This window comes from Priestia sp. VA7 (genome assembly GCF_055710015.1).
In genome coordinates, this window is sequence record NZ_JBVQPN010000001.1 from 991431 (window position 1) to 1016092 (window position 24662).

Sequence of the window (24662 nt, forward strand, 5' to 3'; positions counted from 1 at the left end):
TTTTGGCATGTGTAAGAAAACCCGTGATAAAAAGACTGATAGAATGCTACAAACAAAGTTGGCATCATTTTTGCATAAGAAATAGATGAGGGGCTGTATCAATGAAAAAATACATAGTTAAATAAACACCTATGTTTACTTCACACAGAATAAAATGCAACGGAGGTATAGAAAATGAAAAAAGACATTTCAATTATCGGTGTACCCATGGATTACGGACAAACAAGAAGGGGTGTAGACATGGGGCCGAGCGCGATCCGCTATGCAGGCATGAATACACGCTTAGAAGCTCTTGGCTATACCGTACACGATGAAGGCGATATTAAAGTAGAAATTAAAGAGCGGGCAGACGTAGATAAAAATACGAATTTGAAAAACTTAGCGGCTGTAGCCAGCGGAAATGAACAGCTTGCTGCACGAGTTGAAGAAGTGAGAGAGCAAGACCGCTTTCCGTTAATATTAGGCGGAGACCACAGCATTGCGATTGGAACACTTGCAGGAGTCGCAAAAGGTTCAGAAAATTTAGGCGTTATTTGGTATGATGCTCATGGTGATTTAAACACAGCTGAAACATCTCCATCAGGCAACATTCACGGCATGCCATTAGCGGTGAGCCTTGGTATTGGACATCCTGTACTTCTAAATATTGGAGGGTATACCCCAAAAATTAAACCTGAAAATCTCGTTATTATCGGTGCACGCTCATTGGATGATGGTGAAAAAGAGTTAATTAAAGAAAAAGGAATTAAAGTGTATACCATGCATGAAATTGATCGTTTAGGTATGACGCAAGTGATGAAAGAAACGATTGATTATTTAAGCGGCACAGACGGCGTGCACCTGTCGCTGGACTTAGACGGCTTAGATCCGGATGATGCACCAGGCGTAGGTACACCTGTAAAAGGCGGCATCAGCTACCGAGAAAGTCATTTAGCAATGGAAATGCTAGCGGAAGCAGACATAGTTACATCTGCTGAATTTGTAGAGGTGAACCCCATTTTAGATCAGCATAACAAAACTGCAGAAGTAGCGGTTGCGTTAATGAGTTCATTGTTTGGTGATAAGCTTTTATAAGAAAGAGCTACTTACAGGTATCGTGTAGAAGAAAATCTGTTATGATCCAATAAACGGTCATGCAGGGCTAATCGGCTGCCATCCTCGCTACGGGGCTGGCGCCATTTTAAAAACATCCGGCATTCATGGACTTCAGCCATGAAGAGCTACCTAGTAAGCGGCTATAAAAACAAAATAAACCTAAAAAAATGAAAGCGATTTCATTTTTATGCAGCAAAGGGAGGAAATGGGATGAATATTCCACAGGGACAGCCAGGAGAATTAAAAAGAACGATGAAAACAAGGCATCTTTTTATGATATCACTAGGAGGATGTATTGGTACCGGTTTTTTCCTTGGTTCAGGTTATACCATCAATGAAGCAGGTCCGATGGGAGCAATGATTTCCTACTTAGTAGGAGGGATCATTATGTATCTAACGATGCTGTGTCTTGGAGAATTATCCGTTGCTATGCCAGTTGCAGGATCGTTTCAAACATACTCCACTAAATTTATCGGCCCTGCAACCGGTTTTGCGATTGGATGGCTGTACTGGCTAGGATGGGCAGTAACGGTGGCACTTGAGTTCTTAGCTGCCGGACAATTAATGCAAAGGTGGTTCCCAGACTCGCCCGTTTGGTTATGGTGCGCCATTTTTGGAGCGTTAATTTTTTCACTAAATGCACTTTCAGCTAAAGCATTTGGTGAAACAGAATTTTGGTTTTCAAGCGTTAAAATTTTCGCCATCATTATGTTTATTGTTGTAGGCGGAGCGGCAATGTTTGGACTCATTGATATGAAAAGCGGACAGGAAGCACCGCTTCTATCAAACTTCTTTGCCGAAGGGCTGTTTCCAAATGGTGTAACGGCTTTGCTAATTACAATGATTACGGTGAACTTTTCGTTTCAAGGAACAGAATTGATTGGAATTGCGGCAGGAGAAAGTGAAAATCCGGAAAAAACAATTCCAAAAGCGATCAAGCAAACGGTTTGGCGTACGCTTTTCTTTTTCGTTTTATCCGTGTTTATACTAGCAAGCATGATTCCTCGTGAAAAAGCAGGCGTCGTAGAAAGCCCGTTTGTTGTTGTGTTAGACAGTGTAGGTGTACCTTACGCGGCGGATATTATGAACTTTATCATTTTAACAGCTCTTCTTTCAGTCGCAAACTCTGGATTTTACGCGGCTACACGTATGCTTTATTCTCTTTCAAGAGAAGGAATGGCAAGTCCTGCGCTTGGAAAAGTCAACAAAAGAGGAGTTCCGTTTAATGCACTATTAATTACGCTTGTGATTTCATGTTTTTCGCTGCTTTCAAGCGTAGTGGCAGCTAAAACCGTTTTTGTATGGCTGATTTCACTTGCTGGACTCGGCGCTCAAATTGGCTGGATTGCGATTACCGCTTCACTGCTTGCATTTCGTCGTGCTTACGTGGCTAAAGGTGGAAAAGTAGAAGATCTGAAATTTAGAACACCTCTTTATCCGGTTCTTCCTATCGTAGCGCTTATTACGAACTGTATTGTTATGATCAGTCTTGCGTTTGATCCCGAGCAGCGAATGGCGTTATACTGCGGAGGTATTTTCTTTATAGGCTGCTATGTTTATTATTATTTGAAAATTCGAAAACAAAATCAGTCAAAACACGAGCAAGAAGTTCAGCTTGCGGAAAATAAACGAATGATTATTTAACATAAAAACCCGGAAAATCACGATTTTCCGGGTTTTTTATGTACTTGTCTTTAGCTATCTAGTGTTGTCTCTTCATTTTTACGTCGGCGGAGCCTCCATAGTGTGATAAGGGCAACCAGTGTAAGAACAATACCGCTGCCGAGCAGGATATGACTCACTGTTTTATCCTGCTTTTTTTGACCTTGTTCAAAATATTTCTTGTACATTGCCACCGCAGCTTTATTTTGCTTGTATTTTTTCGGAACGCTCATTTCTTTTCCAAGTTTCCAGCCGTCTTTATAAGCTTTTTGCTGTAAAGATTTCACATCTTTATTCGAATAAAAACCTGCTTTGTACCATTTTTCTAGCTCGGGCTTGTCCTGAAGACTTTTAGGCGCTCTATAGGTCTGATAAGTGAAAGCTGAGTCGTATCCGTCCGCTTTTACGTCTTTTTGCTTTTGTTTCTGTCCTTTTTCATATCCTTGCTCAAAGGCTGTTTGCAATTCGCCTTCTGCTTCTGCAGGTACTTCTAATGAAAGGTCGTGATAGCCTTGTACGTAGCCCTGCTTTTCAACCTGCTTTTTTTGCTGCTTCAGCACTTCGGCTTGAGCGGTTTCAAAGCCTTCTGTAAAAGCCTGACGTGTGACATCCTCATCATCATACATGCTCGGAACACTCATTGAATCATTTTCAAGACCTTGGTCATAGCCTTCTTTTTTTGCTTTAACAGATAAGTCCATTAAAGAAATAGCTTTTTTGTAGCCTTGAACATACCCTTTATTCCAGTCGGATGACTTAGAAGGGAAAGGGTAGATTTCTGACTGAATAGTAGCATGTTTGTAATCAAGGACGCCTTGCTGATAGCCTTCCTCTTCGCCGGCAGCCATTTCATTTTCTTGTTCAGTCTTGAGTTCTTCCTCTTTTTGCTGCTGTCCTTTTTTATATCCTACCGTATACCCCATCATAAACCACGTGAATTCTTCAGAAGATTTGTTCAGTCCTGTTGTTTGATCAAACTGTTCAAATTTTTTCTCTGCGTATCCATCTTCTTCTCCAAGCGAATAGCCTTCTTGATAGAGAGAGTCAAAAATAGCTTTTACATCTTCAGTTGTATCCACGTCTGTTGACTGGTCCAAAACGTCGGAAGAGGAATCCGGGGAATCAGGAGTAGCATAAGAAGGGATGGGATCACTTGCAAGAATAAGTAAGCAAGCTGTACTAATAACGGCTAATTTTTTTTTCATCATTTCTTCACCTTTTAGTTCAAAGTCAATGTTTATTTTGTAGTTTAAGCGTACAGCTTTCTATGTAGAAAGGCGTGTAAAAGTTTTTCCAATTATGAAAATTATAACATTTAAATGAGAAGGAGAATAGGTGGTAAAAAGGAGAAATATGTGTTTTTTACGGAGTTTTATTTTTGTCGCTGTTTTGCTTTTTTCACTTTAAATGAACGATAAAATACTTCAGCTACAAAACAGAACAAAAGGAAAAAAAGGACAAATAGTTCAGCGAACTCCATAACACGAAACGGACTGTAGGCATTTTGCAAGGTCATGGAAAAACTAAATCCTTGCACCATATCCACTCCGATAGAAAATCCCATTAAGCATCCTAACAGCAAAGCTGATATCCAAACGATTTTCATACGTTTCACTCTCCGTTTTTGTTTTTTTCTTAAAAACATTCTACCGCTAGTTTTTGTTATTTTTTTGTCTTACGCTTTGATTACTCTATTAAAAATTGCATAAAAAGTATTTATTTGGAAAAAACTAAAAAAGGTGTTTTTAATCGTGCCTTCTTTATTTAAAAATCAAAAAAGCAAAGACAATAAAAAGGAAACAGAAGGTTCGGCGTCAGAGGAACAAGCGACAGGCCTTTATTTGTAATGAATGTGATGCTGATGCTGTTAATTATTTATACGGTGCACAAAGGATTTGAAGTAATAGCTAGAACGGCTGGACGTGTTTTTTATGAGTGCATTAGTCATCGGAGCATTTGTTAAAATCAGCGCCTTTTTTTACGCCGTGATTGTTGGACTTTCCACACTGTTTAAGGTGAAACGACCTTCTGCGCTGACATATCCTGTGGGCACGGTAATTTTATTTTTTTCTTTGACGATTGCAAGTAATTTTCAAGAGCATTTAAAAGAAGGGCTAACGATTATGCCAGTGTTGCTTTTTATCCCTTTTCATGTAGTGATTCCGTTTATGCTGCTCTGTATAGCATTTATTAAACATCGCATAAAAAAACAAACGCGCTGCAGCCATCCTAATGACTGCAGCGCGTTCGCCTGCTATCTGCTACTGCACATGCAGCTGCTCCCGCTCTTTTTTTACTTGTTCTAGCTGTGAAATCGTAACAAGCTGATACCCTTGTGCGTGAAGCTGCTTCATAATTTCAACCGCTGCTTCGGCACTTGTTTGATAAATATCATGCATTAAAATAACTTTTCCGTCTCCGACTTGGCTCATAACCGCTTGAACGGAGTGAGGAACGTTTCTGTATCTCCAGTCTTCGGGATCGATATCCCATAGAGTCACACCAACATTTCCGATATAACGTCTTACATTTGCGTTCACGGCTCCATAAGGAGGGCGTACATGCAGTGGTTCATAGCCGCTCACTTGTTTGATGAGCGCTTGGGTATCGCCTATTTGGTGTTTGACCTGTGCTTCGTTCAAACGTGTGAGCTGAGGATGATCCCAAGAGTGATTTCCGACTTCGTTGCCTTCCTTGACCATACGTTCGATTGTTTCAGGATAATATTGAACGCGACTTCCTAACACAAAAAAGGTAGCGTGCCCGTTCATTTCTTTTAATCCATCTAAGATCACATTGGTAGATGAAGGGTTAGGTCCGTCATCAAAGGTCATCGCAACGACTTTTTTAGTTGGATCAATAGGTGCTCCTTGCTGTGGCATTTCGTTAACGATATGTTTTGGAGGCGTTTCTTTGACTTTATTTTTATTTACTGCTTCGTCTTTGTAAGCATCGCTCAGCATGTCTTTAAATAAATCTTTTTGGATAGCGATTGTTTTGGTTTTCATTTGTTCAGCACCTAGCTGATAAGGCTTAAAATAGATCACAATACTGTTTTCAAGCAGCGCAAACTGACTGAAATTTTGATTAGCTGCCTGAGTTCCTCTTTGAAGGTCAGGGTCAAAATAAGCTGTTTTCATTTGTTTTTTTAATTCAGCATATGAAATAGCCGACAGGCGATCTAAATAGTTTGCATCTTCTTTAAATAAATTCTTTAACGTCATTTGTTTTTGAGCAGGCAGGTCGAAGGTAAAGGTTTTGAGAGAAGACGTTCCTTTCTCTCCATTTACCGATTCATATTCATCAAAGACAATGCTTAGCGTTTGCTTGCTGTAATGGACGATTTTATATGTAATCGTTAATTCAGATTTTTTCTTTTTTGACAGCTTCTTCAGCTTTTTTTCATAGTGTGCCACTTGATCTGTTACGTAAGCTTGAATGTATTGATCGATTTCTTTTTTACCAAAGGAAGGGTAGCTAATGGCGTAGCCTCCGTCGGTAAGGTCCTTAACTAGCGTTTGAATTTCAACGTTTGGATAGGTTTGATCTGTTTGAATACTTGCCGTTTTTTTCTCTGTACTGTTTGCTTTGACGATATACCCTGCTGTACCAAGAAACAAAATACAGCATCCAAGCAGTGTCAAAATACGTTTGTAGCCCATGGTTTTCATGTAGTAATATTCCCCTTTTTGTATATATCTACCTAATAGACGCATGAGACCATCATTTAGTTTTACTTTTTTTAAAAAAATCAAACTATTTTTCTACTTATTCCGTCTACCTTATAGATGTACTTCAGCAAGAGAAAATAGAAGGGTATGAAAGATGATGAAAAAACATGATGCACATCAGATGCTCGTAGCGTGCATAACCGAGCATAAAGCGGATTTTTACCGGCTTGCTTTCAGCTATGTAAAAAATCAAGAAGATGCGCTTGATATTATGCAAGAATCGATTAAAAAAGCACTCATTTCAATAGACAGTATCAAGGATATTCAATCGATTAAAAGCTGGCTTTATAAAATTGTTGTACGAACAGCAATCGATTTCCTGCGCAAGCATAAACGTTTAACGCTTATGGACGATGAAGCGCTTGAGTACTTGAGCAGCGGACGTGAAGATCAGTATGAAGATATCGATTTAAAGCAAGCAATGGATCAGCTGCCGGTTAAATATAAAACCATTATTATTCTGCGGTTTTTCGAAGATTTAAAAATGGACGAAATTGCGGAAATCATTGAGGAAAATGTAAATACGGTAAAGACAAGGCTATACAGAGGGTTGAACCTGTTGCGGATTACGATGACGGAGGAGGACTTAGAACAATGAATGATAAAATAGAAAAGTTAAAGAAGCAGTATCATGACATTCCTATTCCAGAGGAATTAGATGATGTTGTTGCAAAGGCACTTTCTTCACATCCACGTAAAAAGAAATCCTATATTTGGCCGAGCGCGATTGCGGCAGCAGCGATGATTTTTATCACAACAGTGAATGTGAGTCCAGATGCGGCAAATGCAATGGCAAAAATTCCTGTGCTTGGAAAAGTAGTAGAAGTGATCACATTTGATGAACTAAAGCAAGAAGAAAAGCATTCTCGTATTGACGTGAAAACACCATCGATTTCAGGCTTGGAAAACAAAGGTCTTCAAACAAGCTTGAATGAAAAGTATATAAAAGAAAATGAGCAGCTGTATGAACAGTTTAAAAAAGAGATGAAAACATTACAAAAAGGAGAGAAAGGAAACGTGGCTGTCAGCAGCGGCTATGATATTATGACGGATACCGATGATTTGCTTGTGGTTCATCGATATGTGGAAGAATCGAGAGCTTCAACGTCGAGCATCAATCAGTACGACACGATTGATAAAAAACATGAAGTGCTCGTTACGCTTCCAAGTTTGTTCAAAGATAAAAGCTATATAAAGGTCATTAGTGAAAATATTAAACAGCAAATGAAAGGTCAAATGAAACATGAAGAAGGCAAAATCTACTGGCTGACTGAAGAAGATATGGATCCTTTTAAAGAGATTGCTGAAAATCAAAGTTTCTACATTACAAAAGATCACAAGCTTAGAATTGTATTTGATAAATACAAAGTCGCCCCAGGATATATGGGAAACATTGAGTTTGAAATTCCAACGGACGTTATTTCAAACCTTCTGGTTGGTAAACGGTATATTCATTAAAAAACAGGTGTGAACGTTCAGCGTTCACACCTGTTTTTTTTTTTTTTTTTTACATAAAGAAACGTTTAAATTTATTTTTATGCAAAATAAGTTGAAATATATAAGCAATCATGTATAATATTTTGTATATATTTTCATTCTTTTTGTTTATAAAGTCTTAGGGGAAAATGATGTGAACGGTTGCATTTCTAGAGAGGAAGTGAAGAGGTGAAACGCACGTTAAATCAAGATACGATTAAAGATGCCATGCTGTTTAACCAGCTTGTGATGCAAGTAAGCAAAGCTCTTTGGAAGTCTACTGAGAAGGATTGGGAACAGTGGGTTAAGCCGTACGATCTGAGCATTAATGAGCATCACATTTTGGGGATTGCTTATCAGCTGGAAATGGCATCGATGACTGACATTTCAAAGCTAGGCGTCATGCATTTATCCACAGCTTTTAACTTTGCAAAAAAATTGCACTTGCGGGGCTATCTTACCCTTTCTAAAAATGAGAAAGATAAGCGGAATACATACGTACAGCTCACAGAAGAAGGAAAAAAGATGTTTTTAAAAACGCTCGAGGATTATAATCCTCTTGAAAATCCTTTGTTTCAAGGAGCGATGCCGCTGCGAGATGTTTACGGAGAGCTGCCTGACTTTGTTGAGCTGACGGCTCTGATTCGAAGCATATACGGAGAGGATTTTGTCCAGTTTATCGAGCGTTCTTCTCAAGAGCCCGCTGCTAGCTTGAAAAAATAAAAAAGCCTTCTTGTGCAAGCTGAGAAGGCTTTTTTGCATATCAACTTTTTTCAGTTAACCGTTCAAGTTCTTCTGAGGAATGGGCCATCTTCTCAATACGCAGAGACAGCTGCTTCATTACATCGGCTATTTTTTCAAGCTCTTTTTTGGTTAGCACGGTTTGCTGTTTGTTCTCCGTTGTTATGCTAAGAACGTTCGTGAAAAAAGAAGTAATGTTGTTCATATTGTCAGCCGTATCTTTTGTTAATGTAGCGACTTCTCCGCCTAGCGCCGAGACACTTTCGATTTGTTTTTGAATGTCTCCGATAAAAGTGGAAATATTAGCAATAGATTTCTTCGTTTCTTCTGCAAGCTTCCGTACTTCCTGTGCCACCACTGCAAATCCTTTTCCATGCTCGCCCGCTCGAGCAGACTCAATCGAAGCGTTTAATGCTAATAAATTCGTTTGCTCCGCAATAGAAGTAACAATCGAAACGATTTGATGAATTTGCTGTGATGTATGTTCGAGCGTTTTCATTTTGTTTTGAATGAGCGACGTATTTTTTTGTATGCTTCCCAGCATGTTTTGTTCTTCTTTTAATTTTGCTTGACTCGTAACGGATTCCTTCTCAATGACTTCTGCTAGTTCAGAGCTTTTGTTTGCATAAGATACGACGTCAGAGGACTGGTTGTGCATTTGATTCATAAATGTCTTCGTTTCTTCAGATAGCAAAGAAAGGATAGATGATGTACGAGAGATTTCTAGCTGAATTTTCTCTTTTTGAGTCTGAAGTCCAGCCCGCTGCTCGTCATATTCAAGCTCATAGGCTTTTAACACAATTTGCTGTTCTAGACTAATAAGCTTTGTCATACTTGCAATAAAAGCCAGACATTCTTCTTTTGATTCCATCCTACGTTCACATACTGAAAGAAGCGACGTAAATAAATTTTGAAATGCGCACAAATACCAGTTTGGCTCAAGTCCAATTTTAACGTGCATCTTGGAAATTTTTTGACGTTTTACCACAAAAGCATCGTCTATTTGTCCATCAAACATTTCTAAAATATGCCGTTTTAACGTTTGTTTTAATGCATGGACGCTGCTGTGCTTTTCGATAATCGCAACCAAATGGGCCTGTTCGCCAATAGCTTTGTAAAAATCGTTCACGATCTCTTCGATGGCATTTAGCGCGTGAACTTGAAATCCGGCAATCCGTTCGAGATCCTCTGCTGTTAAGGAAATCATGTTAATCTGCTTTTTTATCATCGGGTCCGATACATGAAGCTTTACAGTGATGGATTCGACAGCGGCTGCTTCGGCGTGCGCTTTGTTTCGTTTAAACCAATTCATGTTTACCACCTTTATTTGCTAGAATAGTTGTTTTTCTCTTCTTCTTATATTTCGGCGTTTTACATCCAAGAGTTGAGGGTGTTTAAGAAGATTGTTATCAAATTGTTATCTTCTATTAATTGAATTGTTATCCGCAGATGGTATGGTTGTACGGTGCTTAAAACATGATTCGGGGAGGAAACGAAATGAAAAAAATGCTATCGGCGCTTCTTGTAGGAGGAGCTTTATTTGCAAGTCCGGCAATGGGACATGCTGCGTTTGGCGACACGGTTTTAAAACAGGGGATGACAAATGATGATGTTGAACAAGTTAAAACGGTGTTAAAAGACAAAGGATTTTTAAAAGGCGAAGTATCGCGTTATTTTAATTATGAAACAAAAAAAGCGGTTATGGCTTTTCAAGAGAAACATAACCTAGAAGCAGATGGAGTTGTTGGAGAGAATACATACAATGCATTAGGTAAAGGCGGCGTTGTAGAAGGCGAATCAGAAGTGAATACGGATAAAGTAATCAGCAAAGCAAAATCCTTAATGGGCACGCCGTACAAATGGGGCGGCACTACACCTTCAGGATTTGACTGCAGCGGATATCTTCAGTATGTATATAAAGAAAGCGTAGGCGTTGATATTCCCAGAACGGTTGAAGATATCTATAAATCAGGTGAAAATGTAAGTGAACCGCAGGTAGGATATCTTGTGTTCTTTGAAACGTACAAAGAAGGCCCTTCTCATGCAGGCATTTATCTTGGAGACGGAAAATTTATTAACGCATCGTCTTCTAAAGGCGTGACAATTAGCGATAAAAATTCAAGCTATTGGAAAGAGCGCTATATAGGAGCAAAGCGTATTGCAGCCAACTGATTCTTCATTTAATAGATAAGACAAAGCTTAGGAGCTTTGTCTTTTTTTTGTTTAGGTTTCAGTAGGTAGGAGCAAGTAGGAAGTAATCATATGCAAAACGGGCTAGTCATGTGCGTATTTGCATGGAAATATAATAAAAGTTCTGTCACCTTTCTGATAAAGCTTGTATATATTGATAAAGTAATCTCTCAGGTTGCGTCAATTGTTGTAGGTAATTTGAAGGGATAACAGTATAAAAAGGAGGAACAAACTTTATGTTTTTTTGTTGTTACCGTCGCTATATAGAAAAGATAAAACACCTGTTGTTTTCAAATCGATTTGCTGAATTTATTCAGGAAAACACAAAGAAAGCAGTAGAAGAAGTCGTTTATTCTGACACGTTCAAAGAATACGTAATAAGTATTATTAAAGAATCTCAAGAATCACCTTTTAAAGAAATTGCCGAGCAGTATATCGGAAAAGAAGTTGTGATTGAAACAACGGCTGGTCCACTAGAAGGTGTCGTGACATTTGTAGGAGATGATTATTTAGAATTAGTAGAGTCTCCAACATCAACAGTATTACTTCCATTTACAAGCATTGTTACTATTCAAGGCGCTTAAACGAAAGGAGAGAAAAGTATGTTTCAAGATACATTACGAGAAAATGTTGGCTCATTTGTGCAAATCATCACAGCTATTGACGTTATTAATGGAACACTGCTTGCTGTTACGGATGCAGCGGCTGTTGTACGTACATCAAGCTCATATGGTGAGCCAACGGACGTAACCATTCCACTAGTAGCCATCACGTATGTTCGAATTTTCAGCGGAGTTGAGTGAGTTTGAAAGTATCAGTGATTATTCCAGCCTGTAACGAAGAAGATTCATTATTACCTGTGCTTAAAGAAGCTCAAAAAATAAAGCCGTTTGAAATTATTGTCGTAGTAAATGGCTCTAGTGACGCAACTAAGGCAATAGCCGAGGATGCAGGCTGCCGCGTCATTTATTATGAGGAAGCTCTTGGCATTAATATCGGAAGAGCCATGGGGGCTAAAAAAGCAAAAGGAGATATTTTGCTTTTTTTGGACGGAGATATAGCGGTTCCTCATGAGGAGCTGATGAAATATACGAAGGCTATAGAAACCGGTCATGATATAGCGTTGAACAACCTTTCATGGACTATGAAGCGAAAGGTGCGTCCGCATCCGGTTTCCGTTGCGAAATACATGCTGAACTTATGCTTGCAGCGTGAAGATTTATCCATTCAAGCATTAACAGCTATTCCCCATGCTATCAAGAAAACATCAGCAGCTAAAATTGGATACGAGAACTTAGCTCACCCGCCTCTTGCTCATACGATTGCTCTTTTAAAAGGAATGTCAATCGTTGCACCGTGTTCTTCAGACGTTATTTATACCAATAAGATTAGAACTACTCACAAAACAATTCCTACCAATTCACCTTTTCCTATTTCCACTAATTATATTATTGGAGATCACATTAAAGCGTTAGCTCATCTTATCGAAGAAAAAGGCATAAGAGGCGGACTAACAGACGGCGATCGAAATCGAGACGTTGTTTCCTCTTATACACCAAGCGTGAAGCGGAAAGCAGGCGTTAAGTACAGTGCTGTTATTCCAGTAGGTGAAGAAAAAGAAACGATTGCAAACGTTATTAAAGAAGTAAAAAAAGCCGGAGTGGAAGAAATCATTGTGGTTGCCAACGGGGCAGACGAAGTGACGGTTAAGCGAGCAATTGAAGAGGGTGCTACTGTTCTTCATTACAAGCAGCGGCTTGGGCATAACGTACCTCGAGCAATCGGTGCGATGTACAGCAGCGGTGAGATTTGCTTGTTCATAGATGGAGACATTGTGATTTCCGCGGAAGATTTACGGCGGTTTTTAGAAGCAGCTGACCAAGGCATTGATGTAGCGCTTAATAATTTAGAATGTCTGCTTGACGAAGTGCATCCTATTCACTCGGTAAGTGCTGCGAAATATTTTCTGAACCTTGTCTGTAAACGTCCTGATTTAACGATTAATACAACAACGGCGATTCCGCATGTAATTAAACGGGATGTAATGGAGAAAGTGGGCTATGATTCTCTTATCATTCCACCTTTATTTCAATTAAAAAGTATCATGTACGGCTTTACGGTTCATCCTGTTCATTTTGTAGATGTGGCGCGAACGAACCGGATTCGAAAAGAGCATATGAAAGTCAAAGGTCTAGCAGCATCAACTCAGCGAATTCTAGGAGATTATGTAGAGGCCATGGCGTACTATATTAGCCAAACTAGCGAAAGAGGCGAATTTCTTCCGGACATACGAAGACATGATCTTTTGTTTGAGGTGTTGAAGAATGAATAAAAAAGTTGCCGTTATTGGTCTAGGGTATGTAGGACTGCCGCTTGCTCTTTTGTTTGCTAAGAAAAACTACACCGTGATTGGACTTGATATTGACGTTCCAAAAATTGAAGCGCTAAAACAAGGAAAAAGCTATATTCCAGACGTACGTAATGATGTGATTCAAAGAGAGAAAAACTTTCAAGCATATGAATTAAAAAAAGGTATTTCCGCATTTCAAGCATGCGATTATGTAGTGGTGACCGTGCCAACTCCTATTACAGAGAATCATAATCCGGACTTAGGACCCGTTATTAGCGCATCTACGTTTTTGAAAGAATATATGGTAAAAGGACAAACCGTTATTTATGAAAGCTCTACCTATCCAGGCACGCTTGAAGAAGTCGTTTTACCTATTTTAAAGGAGTCTGATTTGCAAGCAGGAGTTGATTTTTATTTAGCTTATTCTCCAGAGCGAGTCGATCCAGCAAACAAGTCGTACGACATTGAGTATATTCCAAAAGTGATTAGCGGCTACAGCAAAGACTGCCTTTATCACGTGCAGACGTTTTATGAAAGTATTTTTCAGCAAGTCGTACCTGTTTCTTCTCCAAAAGTAGCGGAAATGTGCAAGCTGTTTGAAAACATTCAGCGCCTTGTCAATATTTCGTTGGTGAATGAAACAAATGAACTGTGTGAGGAATTAGGGATTGATTTTCATGAGGTCTTACAGGCGGCATCTACTAAGCCGTTTGGGTTCACACCGTATTATCCAGGTCCCGGAATTGGAGGACACTGCATACCCGTTGATCCGCTTTATTTTTTATGGAAACTAAAGCAAAATGGGTTAACAAGCGAACTTATTGAAGCTGCTCATCATATTAATGAAGAAATGCCAAATAAAGTAATTAGACGTGTTGAAAAGCAGCTCGCAGCAAATGAGAAACGCGTGTTTGTTGTAGGCATGGCGTATAAAAAAGACGTAAATGATATGCGTGAATCGCCGGCGCTGACGGTATGTGAAGGTCTTTTAGCAAAAGGATATGAGCTGACGTATCATGACCCTTACATTGACTCCGCTATATTAAATAAGCAAGTGTATTTCTCTGTCCCGCTGACAAAAGAAGAAGTTAAAAAAAGCGATGTTGTACTTGTGTTAACCGATCACAGTCAAATCGATTGGTCGATTGTAAAATACGCAAAAAAAGTTGTGGATACAAGAGGTATTTTAAATGAATGAAGCCGCTGAATTGTTCAGTGGTTCTTTTTTTAGGGGGGATATCAATGAAAACTCTTTCTGTCGTTCTGCCCGTTTACAATGAAGAAGAAACGCTAAAAAACGTGCTTAAGCAAATTAAAAAAGTGAACGTGCTTGAGATTATTGTGGTCGCAAATGGCTGTACAGATGCTTCAGTAAAAATAGCGAAAGAAGAAGGGTGCACGGTAAAAGTAATAGAAAAGCGTATGTCTCCACATGAAGCGAGAATGGAAGGGGCAAAGACTGCCAAAGGAGATGCCGTCTTGTTTGTAGACGGAGACATTATTCTTTCAGCTTCCGAGCTCGAGCGTTTTGTTCAGCCGCTGTTATTTGAACATAGCGATGTGGTGCTAAACAAGTGGGGGAAAATGAAAATGAATGCCTTTAACCGCAGCGAGCTGATGTGGAGTACGGTTATGCATCATGCGATTGGGAAGCCTCACCAAGCCAACGCTTATTTAAAAGCGCCTTACGGGGTGTTGTTAAACGTGTTGAAGAACTACTGGGAGCTGCCGCCTCTTTCGTTATTTGTGACATTTTTAACACAGTACCGCGTAAGTATGTCTATGTCGATTGAAACACAGGGGAAAGGAAGCTTTCGTCCATTTGATCGCCCGCTGCGCAGCAAAGAGCGAATTCAATCCTACCAGCAGCTTCTTCAAACATACTATACGCTGGCGTCAAATCATAAAAGGCGAGTGGATATGCTTGCGCAGCCCATTCCAGTTGTTGAGCACGGCTGGGGGAAATTATCTTCTTTTTATGGAGGCAAACAGCTGTCTGTTATTGTTCCGGTTTGCAACGAAGAACAAACAATCAAACAAGTGATTGCAGAAGCAAGAAAACTTGAGCCGTTAGAAATCATTGTCGTGATTAACGGTTCCACTGATCAGTCGGAGGCGTATGCCAAAGAACAGGGTGTCAAAACCCTCGTCTACGATGGGCGGTTAGGGCACGATTGCGGAAGAGCTGCGGGGGCCCTTGCAGCAACGGGAGATATTCTTCTTTTTATAGACGGGGATTTTGTTCTTTCAGCTCAAGAGTTGTATCCGTTTGCTTCAGCGGTAGCGAGCGGCGTTGATGTAGCTTTAAACGTATGTGAAGATGAAGCGAAGCTCACGCATGTTGTACAGGGGTGGAAGTACGTGTTAAATGAAACGGTAGGAAGAAAAGATTTATTAATGAGCTCGATGACAGCTGTTCCTCATGCCATAAGCAGAGAGTGCCTGCAAAAAATCGGAACCGAATCTCTTGTGATGCCGCCTTTTGCTCAAGTAAAAGCGATAATAGAAGATTTTCATGTGCAGGCCGTTCACCATGTTGATGTAAATAAATTCAATCGGTTTCGATATTCTGAGCACCTGCCATTAAAGAACCATTCTCCTACAGCAGAACTCATTATTCATGACCATATTTTTGCTTTTCTCTCTTATCTTCAGCCTGACTGAGCAGGGAGTATTGCCTTACTTTCAAAAGAAACGTTTAAAAGGAGATAAAGAAATTTGCTGATATCTTGTTTTTCTGTTCTAACCCCTTGAATTTGTTCACAGTTGTAACTAAAATTGTTACATGTGCAGACAAAAGTAAAAAAGGAGGAAAAGAAATGAAAAGCTATCAGCTTGGAACGTTTTTACTTCGTCTTATGTTAGGGCTAACGTTTTTTATTCATGGTCTTGGCAAATTCCAAAGCGGTATTGATAATACGGTCGGTTTTTTCCACAGCATGGGCATTCCTGCGTTTTTCGCTTATGCGGTTGCGGTTATTGAATTCGTAGGGGGAGCCGCTATGATTCTTGGATTTCAAACGCGTTTAATCGGTGTCTTGTTTGCGATTGTGATGATCGGTGCTATTTTTACAGCGAAAAGCGGTGCTGGTTTTACAGGCGGCTATGAGCTTGAGGTTGCCCTTTTTGTCGTTTCGATTCATATGATTCTAGCAGGAAGCGGCGCGTACGCGTTAGACAACCGATTACAAAAACCAGAAGAACATTATTCTTAAAAAGGTAGGCGCTATGCGCCTACCCTTTTTTGTAAAATATATCCTTCTATCGATTCATTTTTATTAAAATATACAGCTATCATTTTTAAGGAAATTCGTATATATGGTACTATTTGGTCATAGATGACTAGATAGTCATTCTATTTGAACGATACGGGGAGGTTTTAACATGAAAACAGAAAGAGAAAACGGAATTGTCCGTCAAGTGAATACGATTCAAACAAAAGAAGAACGCTTTAATCCTTTTTCATGGTATGAAGAGATGAGAAACACCGAGCCTGTGCAATGGGATGAAAAAAGGCAGGTATGGGATGTTTTTCACTATGACGGGGTCAAAGAAGTGCTAGAACAAAAGAATATTTTTTCTTCTGATCGAAGACCTCCACAAAACCAAAGACAAACTGCTCTAGGAACGAGCCTAATTAATATTGATCCGCCTAAGCATGCTGAAATGAGAGCGCTTGTTAATAAAGCTTTTACGCCTAAAGCAATGAAAGCATGGGAGCCTAAAATTGCGCGTATTACAAATGAATTATTACAAGAAGTTGAGCATCTTGAAGATATTGATATAGTCGAGCATCTGTCCTATCCGCTTCCGGTTATGGTAATTGCCGATATTTTAGGGGTGCCGATAGAAGATCAGCGTCAGTTTAAAGATTGGTCGGATATTATCGTAGCCGGTCCTTCTAATAACGAACGTGAAACGCTCGAAAAACTCCAGCAAGAGAAAATGAAAGCAAATGATGAGCTAGAAACTTACTTTTATCGAATCATTGAAGAAAAACGCACGCGTCCAGGAGATGATATTATCTCCCTGCTTCTTCAGGCAAAAGAAGAAGGGAAACAGCTAACGGATGAAGAGATCGTCGGTTTTTCTATTTTGCTACTGATTGCTGGAAACGAAACAACCACAAATTTAATTTCAAATACGATTTATTGTTTAATGGAAGATAAAGCTTCTTTTGAACGACTCAAACGAGAGAAAGAACTTTTGCCTTCTGCGATTGAAGAAGTTCTTCGCTATCGTTCACCCGTTCAGGCTCTTCACCGAATCGTAAAAGAAGATGTGACTCTTGCAGGCAAGAAACTAAAAGCGGGCGAACACGTCGTTCCATGGATGGGATCTGCGCATCGAGACGCGGAGTATTTTGAAGATCCGGATGTATTTAAAATCGATCGAAAGCCAAATGTGCACATGGCATTTGGAAGAGGCATTCATTTTTGCTTAGGAGCACCCCTTGCTCGAATAGAAGCAAAAATTATGCTGGCCGAGCTGATTGACCGCTATCCGCAGATGGACTGGAGCCCGTCATTTGAGTTAAAGCCAATTGAAAGCACGTTTGTGTATGGGTTAAAAGAATTATTGATTCGTAAAAACGTATAAAGAAGACTTCCCACAGGTCAATTTCACTGACCTGTGGGAAGTCTTTTTTTATGTAGATTCACTCTAGCGACTATTCTTATAAATTTTTGAATTCTTATCAGCAAATTTTTTATATCCAGTAGGTAGGATACGACCTGTTACTTCGTACGTTATTTATAAGAAGGGCAACGATTACAATTACAATCGATCCTATTAAAACGGGATTGATAATATAATTCCAAGAAGAAGCGCCCAAGATCACAACAATGGGGTCTGCTCCTGCGGGTGGGTGAGTTGTTTTTGTAAGCATCATAAAGAAAATGGCTAGGCCGACTCCTATCCCTAAAGTGTAAGGGTTATTACCGAATAAATGATAGATGGTTAACCCCACCAAAGTCGCTACTAAATGCCCTCCAATAATATTTCTGGGCTGCGATAGAGGAGCGTTCCAAAGTCCAAATGCTAATACACAGCTGGCTCCAAAAGGGGCCATAAGCCAAGGGCTTGATGTAAGCTGAGTCAGTATAGCTAGAAGTAAAATACTAACCGTTCCACCGACTAAGCCTGTAACTGCATCTTTTACGTCAATTTTTAAAGGGCTTCTCGCGGTCGTTATCATTTTAGAAAAATATGATTGCGTATATGAAATGTCTTCTTTTGCCGACGCTTTAGGTGAACTATTCATCTTTATATAAAAACTCCTTTATTTTTCAATCATTTTAACTCTTTATAAATTAACCTGTCAATAATGATTTTAATGGTTATTTTTTACGAGGTGAAAAAAGCTTGAATTCATGATTAGAATTCAAGCTTTTTTTCACCCCTATCCTTTTTATCTTGAAAACGCGCCGCTTTTTGCCTGTTCCCGCAGATTTTCATCGAGCACCATTTACGTCTTCCAGTTGTATCAATAAATAACAATACACAGTCAAGGTTGCTACATCTTCTTATTTTGTTTAGTTGGCCTTCACTGATTAACTGCAAAGCATCTAATGATAGTAAGGAAAAGAGTTTATTTACGATGCTCCCGGTTGGGATTTGTACCAATTGCTGTGCATGAATTTTAAAAACATAAGGAGCTTTTTCAATATTTCTTTCTAAAGATAATATCCACTTATTATCAATGGAATTTCCATCTGCTATTGATTCAAAGTTGTTTCTTAAACACAATCGAAAATCATATATAAGATGTAACACTTCTGTTAATTCACTTTGAGACATAGTCAATATTGTTTTATCAAGAGAAGGGATCTCTTCACACATTATATGAAGCCAGTCTAATAAATCTTGGTCTTCACTTAGTAACTCGTGACGACGGCCATGACTGACGGTTTCAGTATTTACTAAATTGAGCGAAAGAAAAGGGGAGATTAAAGAGAATTTTTTTCTTTTATTCATATCGTTTCTCATTCCTTACTCTTTTTCTGCTTGAATTCTCGCTTCAGCAATTTTATCGGTATGATCATATCCCCATTTAAACATCAGCTCGATAATAGGGATGAGCGTTTCTCCAAAGGGTGTTAAATAATATTCTACTTTAGGCGGAACTTGTTTATAGACTTCGCGGTGGATAATTCCGTCGCGCTCGAGTTCGCGAAGCTGCAGCGTGAGCATTCGCTGCGTCACGCCAGGAATGAGTCTGCGCAGTTCATTAAAGCGCCGGCGTTCCTTCGATAATTGATACAAAATGACGCTTTTCCATTTACCTCCGACTACATCAACGGCTGCTTCCACAGGGCAAGAATAGCCGTGAGGCTCCCATCTCGTTAAGTCGTATTTCATAGTGATTACTCCTTTTATCAGTGAGTTCAGCTGCATTTGTGCTGTTTATACTATAGCACGTCTTATTCGATAAAAACATGCAAATGATTCATGGAATTATTGACGGAAAATTAAAAAAGTAATGGAAATAATTATGAGTTTGTTGTATGATGAAACTATGAAAATAACTTTTCTATTAAAAAGCGAAGTATTTTGAAAGCGCTTTATTTATAAATAACAACAGGGGAAAGGGCGGAGGAACGATGAAAAGGTTTATCAAAGTAGAAAAAAGAAATCATGTGGCGGTTGTACGAATGAATCAGTCAATGCTTAATCGTTTGAACAGTGAAGTCATGTATGAACTGCAAGAAACGATGAATGAGCTGCAGCACGATGGGTCGGTTGGATCTATTGTATTTATGGGAGAGTACTATAAAATGAACGGAGATCATAGAACAGCCTCTTTCCTACGTGAAGAAACAGGAAGGCTTTATCAGCCAATTCATGCAGTAACAGCTCGAGCGATTTTTCAGCGTATTTCATGCAGCTCCAAACAAACGATTGCGCTTCTTACAAACTTTACGTTTGGCGGAGGATATGAGTTAGCTTTAGCATGCGACGTACGAATTGCGGAAGAACCTGTGCAGCTCAAGTTAACAAACGGCATGACCGTTAGTGCGCAAGAAGCGTGCAACATGGGCAAAGTGCAGCACATTGTGCAAAAAGGAAAAGGATTAGAATATTCACTTACGCTGAACGCATTAGAAAAGGAAGCTTAAAAAACGCTTTCACTTTATTTTTATAAAGTGAAAGCGTTTTATTTTATTTTGTTGATAAAAAGGTATTGAAAATTCTGAAAAAAGGAGTAGAATGATAACAAATCTACTTATTTTAAATAAGCAAAGGAGCTGGTATCAATGCCATTCATTTTTAAAGAAGCGGTAGTCGGATTGTTTACAGCGGCAGCAGCAGGTTTACTGGCGTTTCAAGGGGTAGAAGTGGTGTCAGCCATCATTCATCTGCTAACTTTTTGGAAACAGTAATAGCTAATAAGTAGAGGAACGACCTATACAGATAAGGGGCTTGAGACTTTCTCAGCCCTTTTTGTTGTGGAGTTCATTATTTTTCAGTATACTAACGGTGGAAATTAAGACATAATATGGTTACATAGCAGGGATTTACGAACTCAGTAGGGAAGTATGTAGACTCTGAAAAAAATAAACAACGATCGCTTTTACCCGGTAACAAGTTTTGTTATCGGGTAACGTGTGTAAGGGGTGTGGATAAGTGAAAGACAAAAATTTAACAGAAGAACAGCAGCGAGTTGATTGGGTAGTAGAAGAAATCAGCCAAAAAGCTGAAAAAATAGGTAAAAGCGTAGGAAACGTAAAAGGCGAAATTGTCGATTTGCGAAGCACGTTTTGGGACGATGTTACGGTTAATATGGATGAGCCAGATGACGTGATTGAGACATTTACGAGCATTAAGCAGCAGGCAGAACTTTTAGCTGAACGTGAAATTACCCATAGACAAGCGTATGATCAATTAAAAACATTAAAAAAACTAACGCAATCCCCTTATTTTGGGCGTTTTGATTTTATAGAAAATGGTGAAAAAGAAGCAGAAGCTATTTATGTGGGCGTGGGCTCTTTAATGGATCAAAAAGATGAAGAGTTTTTAATTTATGATTGGCGTGCGCCTATTTCGAGTCTTTATTATGATTATTCACCGGGAAAAGCGCAGTACGAAACGCCAGGTGAAGCGATTAAAGGCGAGATGAAGCTAAAGCGTCAGTTTATTATCGAAAATAGCGTAATTAAAAGCATGTTTGATACAGGAATTACTATTCGAGACGAGCTGCTTCAAGAAGTGCTCGGACATAATGCAAGCAGTCAAATGAAAAGTATTGTAGCGACCATTCAAAAAGAACAAAACCAAATTATTCGGAATGAAAAAAATAAAGTGCTGATCGTTCAAGGAGTAGCAGGGAGCGGTAAAACGTCTGCGGCTCTTCAGCGCGTGGCTTATCTTCTCTATCGTCACCGAAAGCAGCTGACTGCAGAAAACATGATGCTGTTTTCACCAAATCCGCTTTTTAACAGCTACGTCTCAACCGTTCTTCCGGAGCTTGGAGAAGACAATATGAAACAAACAACGTTTCAGCAATATGCCGATGGCCGGTTAGGAAACGAGTTTGAAGTGGAGGACTTATTCGTTCAAATCGAATATTTGCTAACGGAAAAAGATGCCGCAGCAAAAAAGCAAAAAATGCAGGAAATTCGCTACAAGGCAAGCCGTGAATTTAAAAAGCAGGTAGATGCGTATATCGAAGAACTGTCTACTAAAGACATCATTTTTAAAAACATTAAGTTCCGCGGCGAAATTGTTTTATCCGCTCGGCGTTTGCTGTCTTATTTCTATTCGCTTGATACAGTAATTTCCATACCCAACAGGATGCAGCTCGTAGCTGAGTGGGCGCTTAAGCTCATTAATCAGCTTGAAAAACTTGAGCGCAAAAAAGATTGGGTTCAAGAAGAAATTCAGCTCTTAGAAAAAGAAGATTATGTAGAGGCCTATCAGCATCTGCAGAAAAAGGAAGGCTATACGGAAAGCTCATTTGATGATTTCGACCGGGAACAAGCGTATTTAGCCAAAGCCGTTGTAGCTAAGAAAATGAAATTTATTAAGCAGGCGATCAAGCAGCTTAAATTTATCGACATTCGACGTATCTATATGCAGCTGTTTGAAAGGAGTCACCTTTTTCTACATGTAGAGGGATGGGAAGACACTGCTAAAAACACGGTGCAAAGTGTCATGAACATGAAGCTGTCTTATGAAGACGTAACGCCTTACTTATATATAAAAGATCAACTTGAAGGACGCAAAGCCAATCCTGTCATTCGCTATTTGTTTATTGATGAAGCACAAGACTATTCACCGTTTCAGCTGGCATTTTTAAAAGAGCTGTTTCCGCATGCCAGAATGACGCTGCTTGGAGACTTGAATCAAGCGATCTATGCGCATGCCTTGAACGCACCGACCATTCTTTCAAGCGAACTGTACGAAGAGAAAGAAGCAGAAACGCTGACTCTTACGAGAAGCTACCGATCAACACGTCAAATTGTCGAGTTTTCAAGAGATATGGTGGCAAATGGTCATTTAATCGAGCCGTTTAATCGAGACGGTGCGAAGCCAACCGTTACGGCTGCACATAACGTCCAAGACCTTCATGAGGCAATCATACACAAAATTAATGAATTGAAGCAGCAAAACTATAAAACGATTGCCATTATTGCCAAAACAGCTGAGGAAAGTCTTCAGGCATTCCAAGCACTGCCTGAAGCGATGTCTGCAAGGCTGCTGACAAAAGAAACAAGTTCATTTGAAAAAGGCATGCTTGTTCTGCCAGCTTACTTAGCAAAAGGAATTGAATTTGATGCCGTCATCATTTACAATGCATCGAGTGAATGTTACCAGGATGAATATGAGCGAAATTTATTTTATACAGCATGCACAAGAGCGATGCATGAGCTGCACTTGTTCTCACTTGGTGAAATCAGCCCGTTTATATCAGATAAAGAAACTTATTGACCTTCAAAATGCAGCAAATACTTCACTAAATAAAGGCCTGAGTTTGTTTTTTCTTGAAGAGGAATAGTCAGGCATGTGACGTAATAATACCCGTTTGGAATGTCATAGCTTAAGGTTTCAGATAGGACGCTTTTGATTTCGATCCCATCGCTTTCGACGTGAAAAGGAAGGCGAGTGGTCTTTTCAGCTTTTGATGCGTCTGGAGTTTCGTTTACCCATACTTCAATAATGGCTCTTGTGTTTGATACGGCTTCAAATGAAATAGCTTTATCGTCTGCGACATATCCTTTTTGAATATCTTCATCGCTCCAGTCGTGATGGGGCTTTGGCTGTCCTTTTTGAAACAGCGTAAACTGATGATAAGACATGGTTAGCTCTTGTTCTTTCCATTTTGTTTTCATGATTTCACCTCTTCAAAGTAAAGCTTGTTCTGCTATTATTGAACGATAAATTGTACGCTTGTACCATCTGGATACTGTTCTAACTGATTTCCAACCCATGAGCCGGCTCCACGGTTATCAGAAGGTGAAATATAGCGAATGTCAGCTCCTGCTCCGCCTTCTTCGCACATAGCCATTGGCCATTCATCACGGTCATAACCTGTTTTTGTCGGATATCCTTTCAGGGATTCTTCTCGGTTCGCTTCAGCACCGTCGCGATCAATTGTGCAAACGGAAGAGTGCCCAGCGGCAATCGCGTCACGAATATGATCACCCGTTTCAGGATATCGGTCTAACGGAAAATAAAGTGTCGCATCATAATTTACTTCAGCTTCCGTTTTTTCAGGAGCTAAAAAAGCTGCATGTCCCATAAACCCTAAAATACATGCCATGATGAATAGACTTGCTATTAATTTTTTCCCGTATGTAGCCATCTCAAACCTCCAGTGTAAGTCGTTTTTACAGCTTAACTATACTCTCAGATTGCTAAGTTTAGATTACAAGACAATAAATACGGTGTAAACAAGTATTAACATTTATGTTAAACTTCCTTTACTTGACATCATACCCTAATAGGTATAAAGTTGTGTATACATTTACTTCTTGCGTACAGCTTAAAAGCAAGAAGCGCAATCATGCATGAGCGGAGGTAGTAGTATGATGGAATATGATAAGCAAGTTAAAAATCGTTTGAAACGTATTGAAGGTCAGTTAAAAGGTGTTTTAAATATGATGGAACAAGGAAAAGACTGCCGTGACATTGTGACACAGCTCTCAGCAGCCAGAAGCGCAATTGATCGCACGATGGGTGTTATTGTCAGCACCAATCTTGAACAATGTGTAAGAGAAAGTATTGAAAAAGGCGAGAATACCGAAAACTTAGTAAAAGAAGCAGTAGAGCTGTTAGTAAAAAGCAGATGAGACATTCGTTTCATCTGCTTTTTGCTTTTATTGTACGCTGCTCATAAGGATAAAAACCGCTGTTCCTAAACACAATACGGATAGGAACAGCGGTTTTTTAGGTTTATCTCGTTTTAAGAACAGGAA

The 24662-nt window shown here is 39.5% G+C and carries 27 protein-coding genes; 18 read left to right on the forward strand and 9 right to left on the reverse strand.

Annotated elements, in window-relative coordinates:
- Window positions 1-174: 174 nt before the first annotated feature.
- Window positions 175-1074, forward strand: a complete 900-nt coding sequence (gene rocF, locus AC0C45_RS05150; RefSeq protein ID WP_013084571.1) for an arginase — start codon at window positions 175-177, stop codon at window positions 1072-1074.
- 231 nt (window positions 1075-1305) lie between these two features.
- Window positions 1306-2739 carry an amino acid permease gene (locus tag AC0C45_RS05155; RefSeq protein WP_237892823.1) on the forward strand — a complete coding sequence of 478 codons (1434 nt, stop codon included), beginning with the start codon at window positions 1306-1308 and terminating at the stop codon, window positions 2737-2739.
- Between the two features lie 50 nt (window positions 2740-2789).
- Here AC0C45_RS05155 and AC0C45_RS05160 read toward each other — a convergent pair whose 3' ends face one another.
- Both AC0C45_RS05160 and AC0C45_RS05165 read right to left on the reverse strand, forming a co-directional pair.
- The gene (locus AC0C45_RS05160) at window positions 2790-3962 is read right to left on the reverse strand and encodes a hypothetical protein (RefSeq protein WP_472927934.1); all 1173 of its coding nucleotides are present in this window, start codon (window positions 3960-3962) and stop codon (window positions 2790-2792) included.
- A 167-nt stretch (window positions 3963-4129) separates the two neighbouring features.
- Window positions 4130-4363, reverse strand: a complete 234-nt coding sequence (locus tag AC0C45_RS05165) for a YczF family membrane protein (protein ID WP_095378640.1) — start codon at window positions 4361-4363, stop codon at window positions 4130-4132.
- A gap of 325 nt (window positions 4364-4688) precedes the next feature.
- Here AC0C45_RS05165 and AC0C45_RS05170 point away from each other — a divergent pair, with 325 nt between their 5' ends.
- Window positions 4689-5063 (forward strand): GerAB/ArcD/ProY family transporter, encoded by a 375-nt coding sequence (locus AC0C45_RS05170; RefSeq protein WP_472927935.1) that lies wholly within the window; start codon window positions 4689-4691, stop codon window positions 5061-5063.
- Here AC0C45_RS05170 and AC0C45_RS05175 read toward each other — a convergent pair.
- Window positions 5019-6428 (reverse strand): polysaccharide deacetylase family protein, encoded by a 1410-nt coding sequence (locus AC0C45_RS05175; RefSeq protein ID WP_257061453.1) that lies wholly within the window; start codon window positions 6426-6428, stop codon window positions 5019-5021. The genes AC0C45_RS05170 and AC0C45_RS05175 overlap by 45 nt on opposite strands.
- A gap of 157 nt (window positions 6429-6585) precedes the next feature.
- Here AC0C45_RS05175 and AC0C45_RS05180 point away from each other — a divergent pair, with 157 nt between their 5' ends.
- The 3 genes from AC0C45_RS05180 (at window position 6586) to AC0C45_RS05190 (ending at window position 8687) form a co-directional block, all read left to right on the forward strand.
- Window positions 6586-7086: an RNA polymerase sigma factor gene (locus AC0C45_RS05180; protein WP_047930827.1), complete on the forward strand. Its 501-nt coding sequence runs from the start codon at window positions 6586-6588 to the stop codon at window positions 7084-7086.
- Complete coding sequence (gene rsiV, locus AC0C45_RS05185; RefSeq protein WP_034649569.1) at window positions 7083-7946, forward strand: anti-sigma-V factor RsiV; 864 nt, start codon at window positions 7083-7085, stop codon at window positions 7944-7946. The genes AC0C45_RS05180 and rsiV overlap by 4 nt, the downstream gene beginning before the upstream one ends.
- A 207-nt stretch (window positions 7947-8153) precedes the next feature.
- Window positions 8154-8687 carry an HTH-type transcriptional regulator Hpr gene (locus AC0C45_RS05190; RefSeq protein WP_171776719.1) on the forward strand — a complete coding sequence of 178 codons (534 nt, stop codon included), beginning with the start codon at window positions 8154-8156 and terminating at the stop codon, window positions 8685-8687.
- Between the two features lie 40 nt (window positions 8688-8727).
- Here AC0C45_RS05190 and AC0C45_RS05195 read toward each other — a convergent pair whose 3' ends face one another.
- Window positions 8728-10017, reverse strand: coding sequence for a globin-coupled sensor protein (locus tag AC0C45_RS05195; RefSeq protein WP_171776720.1), 1290 nt, complete (start codon window positions 10015-10017; stop codon window positions 8728-8730).
- A gap of 185 nt (window positions 10018-10202) precedes the next feature.
- Here AC0C45_RS05195 and AC0C45_RS05200 point away from each other — a divergent pair, with 185 nt between their 5' ends.
- The 8 genes from AC0C45_RS05200 to AC0C45_RS05235 all read left to right on the forward strand — a co-directional run bounded on the left by AC0C45_RS05200 (window position 10203) and on the right by AC0C45_RS05235 (window position 17844).
- Window positions 10203-10877 carry a C40 family peptidase gene (locus AC0C45_RS05200; protein WP_472927936.1) on the forward strand — a complete coding sequence of 225 codons (675 nt, stop codon included), beginning with the start codon at window positions 10203-10205 and terminating at the stop codon, window positions 10875-10877.
- Between the two features lie 254 nt (window positions 10878-11131).
- The gene (locus AC0C45_RS05205; RefSeq protein WP_034649577.1) at window positions 11132-11479 is read left to right on the forward strand and encodes a DUF2642 domain-containing protein; all 348 of its coding nucleotides are present in this window, start codon (window positions 11132-11134) and stop codon (window positions 11477-11479) included.
- Between the two features lie 18 nt (window positions 11480-11497).
- A complete protein-coding gene (locus AC0C45_RS05210; protein ID WP_013084559.1) occupies window positions 11498-11698 on the forward strand; it encodes a hypothetical protein in 201 nt (66 codons plus the stop codon).
- Between the two features lie 2 nt (window positions 11699-11700).
- Entirely contained in the window at window positions 11701-13227 is a 1527-nt protein-coding gene (locus AC0C45_RS05215) for a glycosyltransferase family 2 protein (RefSeq protein ID WP_280168661.1), read from the forward strand.
- Window positions 13220-14443 carry a nucleotide sugar dehydrogenase gene (locus tag AC0C45_RS05220; protein WP_047930662.1) on the forward strand — a complete coding sequence of 408 codons (1224 nt, stop codon included), beginning with the start codon at window positions 13220-13222 and terminating at the stop codon, window positions 14441-14443. Before AC0C45_RS05215 ends, AC0C45_RS05220 begins: the two co-directional genes overlap by 8 nt.
- Window positions 14444-14487: 44 nt before the next feature.
- Window positions 14488-15909 carry a glycosyltransferase family 2 protein gene (locus tag AC0C45_RS05225; RefSeq protein ID WP_415762388.1) on the forward strand — a complete coding sequence of 474 codons (1422 nt, stop codon included), beginning with the start codon at window positions 14488-14490 and terminating at the stop codon, window positions 15907-15909.
- Between the two features lie 155 nt (window positions 15910-16064).
- A complete protein-coding gene (locus AC0C45_RS05230; RefSeq protein WP_472927937.1) occupies window positions 16065-16460 on the forward strand; it encodes a DoxX family protein in 396 nt (131 codons plus the stop codon).
- 169 nt (window positions 16461-16629) lie between these two features.
- Window positions 16630-17844 (forward strand): cytochrome P450, encoded by a 1215-nt coding sequence (locus AC0C45_RS05235; RefSeq protein ID WP_034649587.1) that lies wholly within the window; start codon window positions 16630-16632, stop codon window positions 17842-17844.
- Window positions 17845-17953: 109 nt separating this feature from the next.
- Here AC0C45_RS05235 and AC0C45_RS05240 read toward each other — a convergent pair whose 3' ends face one another.
- From AC0C45_RS05240 to AC0C45_RS05250, 3 genes are all read right to left on the reverse strand, one after another.
- Window positions 17954-18508, reverse strand: coding sequence for an HPP family protein (locus AC0C45_RS05240; RefSeq protein ID WP_034649590.1), 555 nt, complete (start codon window positions 18506-18508; stop codon window positions 17954-17956).
- A 113-nt stretch (window positions 18509-18621) separates the two neighbouring features.
- Window positions 18622-19221, reverse strand: a complete 600-nt coding sequence (locus tag AC0C45_RS05245) for a CGNR zinc finger domain-containing protein (RefSeq protein ID WP_472927938.1) — start codon at window positions 19219-19221, stop codon at window positions 18622-18624.
- A 15-nt stretch (window positions 19222-19236) separates the two neighbouring features.
- A complete protein-coding gene (locus AC0C45_RS05250) occupies window positions 19237-19605 on the reverse strand; it encodes a winged helix-turn-helix transcriptional regulator (RefSeq protein WP_016765180.1) in 369 nt (122 codons plus the stop codon).
- Between the two features lie 242 nt (window positions 19606-19847).
- Between AC0C45_RS05250 and AC0C45_RS05255 the strand changes: the two genes are divergently transcribed.
- From AC0C45_RS05255 to helD, 3 genes are all read left to right on the forward strand, one after another.
- Window positions 19848-20363 (forward strand): enoyl-CoA hydratase/isomerase family protein, encoded by a 516-nt coding sequence (locus tag AC0C45_RS05255; protein ID WP_016765179.1) that lies wholly within the window; start codon window positions 19848-19850, stop codon window positions 20361-20363.
- A gap of 138 nt (window positions 20364-20501) precedes the next feature.
- Window positions 20502-20627: a hypothetical protein gene (locus AC0C45_RS05260; protein ID WP_016765178.1), complete on the forward strand. Its 126-nt coding sequence runs from the start codon at window positions 20502-20504 to the stop codon at window positions 20625-20627.
- Window positions 20628-20871: 244 nt separating this feature from the next.
- Entirely contained in the window at window positions 20872-23175 is a 2304-nt protein-coding gene (helD, locus tag AC0C45_RS05265; protein ID WP_472927939.1) for an RNA polymerase recycling motor HelD, read from the forward strand.
- Here the strand turns inward: helD and comJ are convergent.
- Together comJ and AC0C45_RS05275 are read right to left on the reverse strand one after the other, a co-directional pair.
- Window positions 23169-23576 carry a competence protein ComJ gene (comJ, locus tag AC0C45_RS05270; RefSeq protein WP_016765176.1) on the reverse strand — a complete coding sequence of 136 codons (408 nt, stop codon included), beginning with the start codon at window positions 23574-23576 and terminating at the stop codon, window positions 23169-23171. The two genes, helD and comJ, sit on opposite strands and share 7 nt — an antisense overlap.
- A gap of 35 nt (window positions 23577-23611) precedes the next feature.
- Window positions 23612-23986: a NucA/NucB deoxyribonuclease domain-containing protein gene (locus AC0C45_RS05275; protein WP_257062535.1), complete on the reverse strand. Its 375-nt coding sequence runs from the start codon at window positions 23984-23986 to the stop codon at window positions 23612-23614.
- A gap of 289 nt (window positions 23987-24275) precedes the next feature.
- Here AC0C45_RS05275 and AC0C45_RS05280 point away from each other — a divergent pair, with 289 nt between their 5' ends.
- Window positions 24276-24536 (forward strand): metal-sensitive transcriptional regulator, encoded by a 261-nt coding sequence (locus tag AC0C45_RS05280; protein WP_013058561.1) that lies wholly within the window; start codon window positions 24276-24278, stop codon window positions 24534-24536.
- Window positions 24537-24662 lie beyond the last annotated feature (126 nt).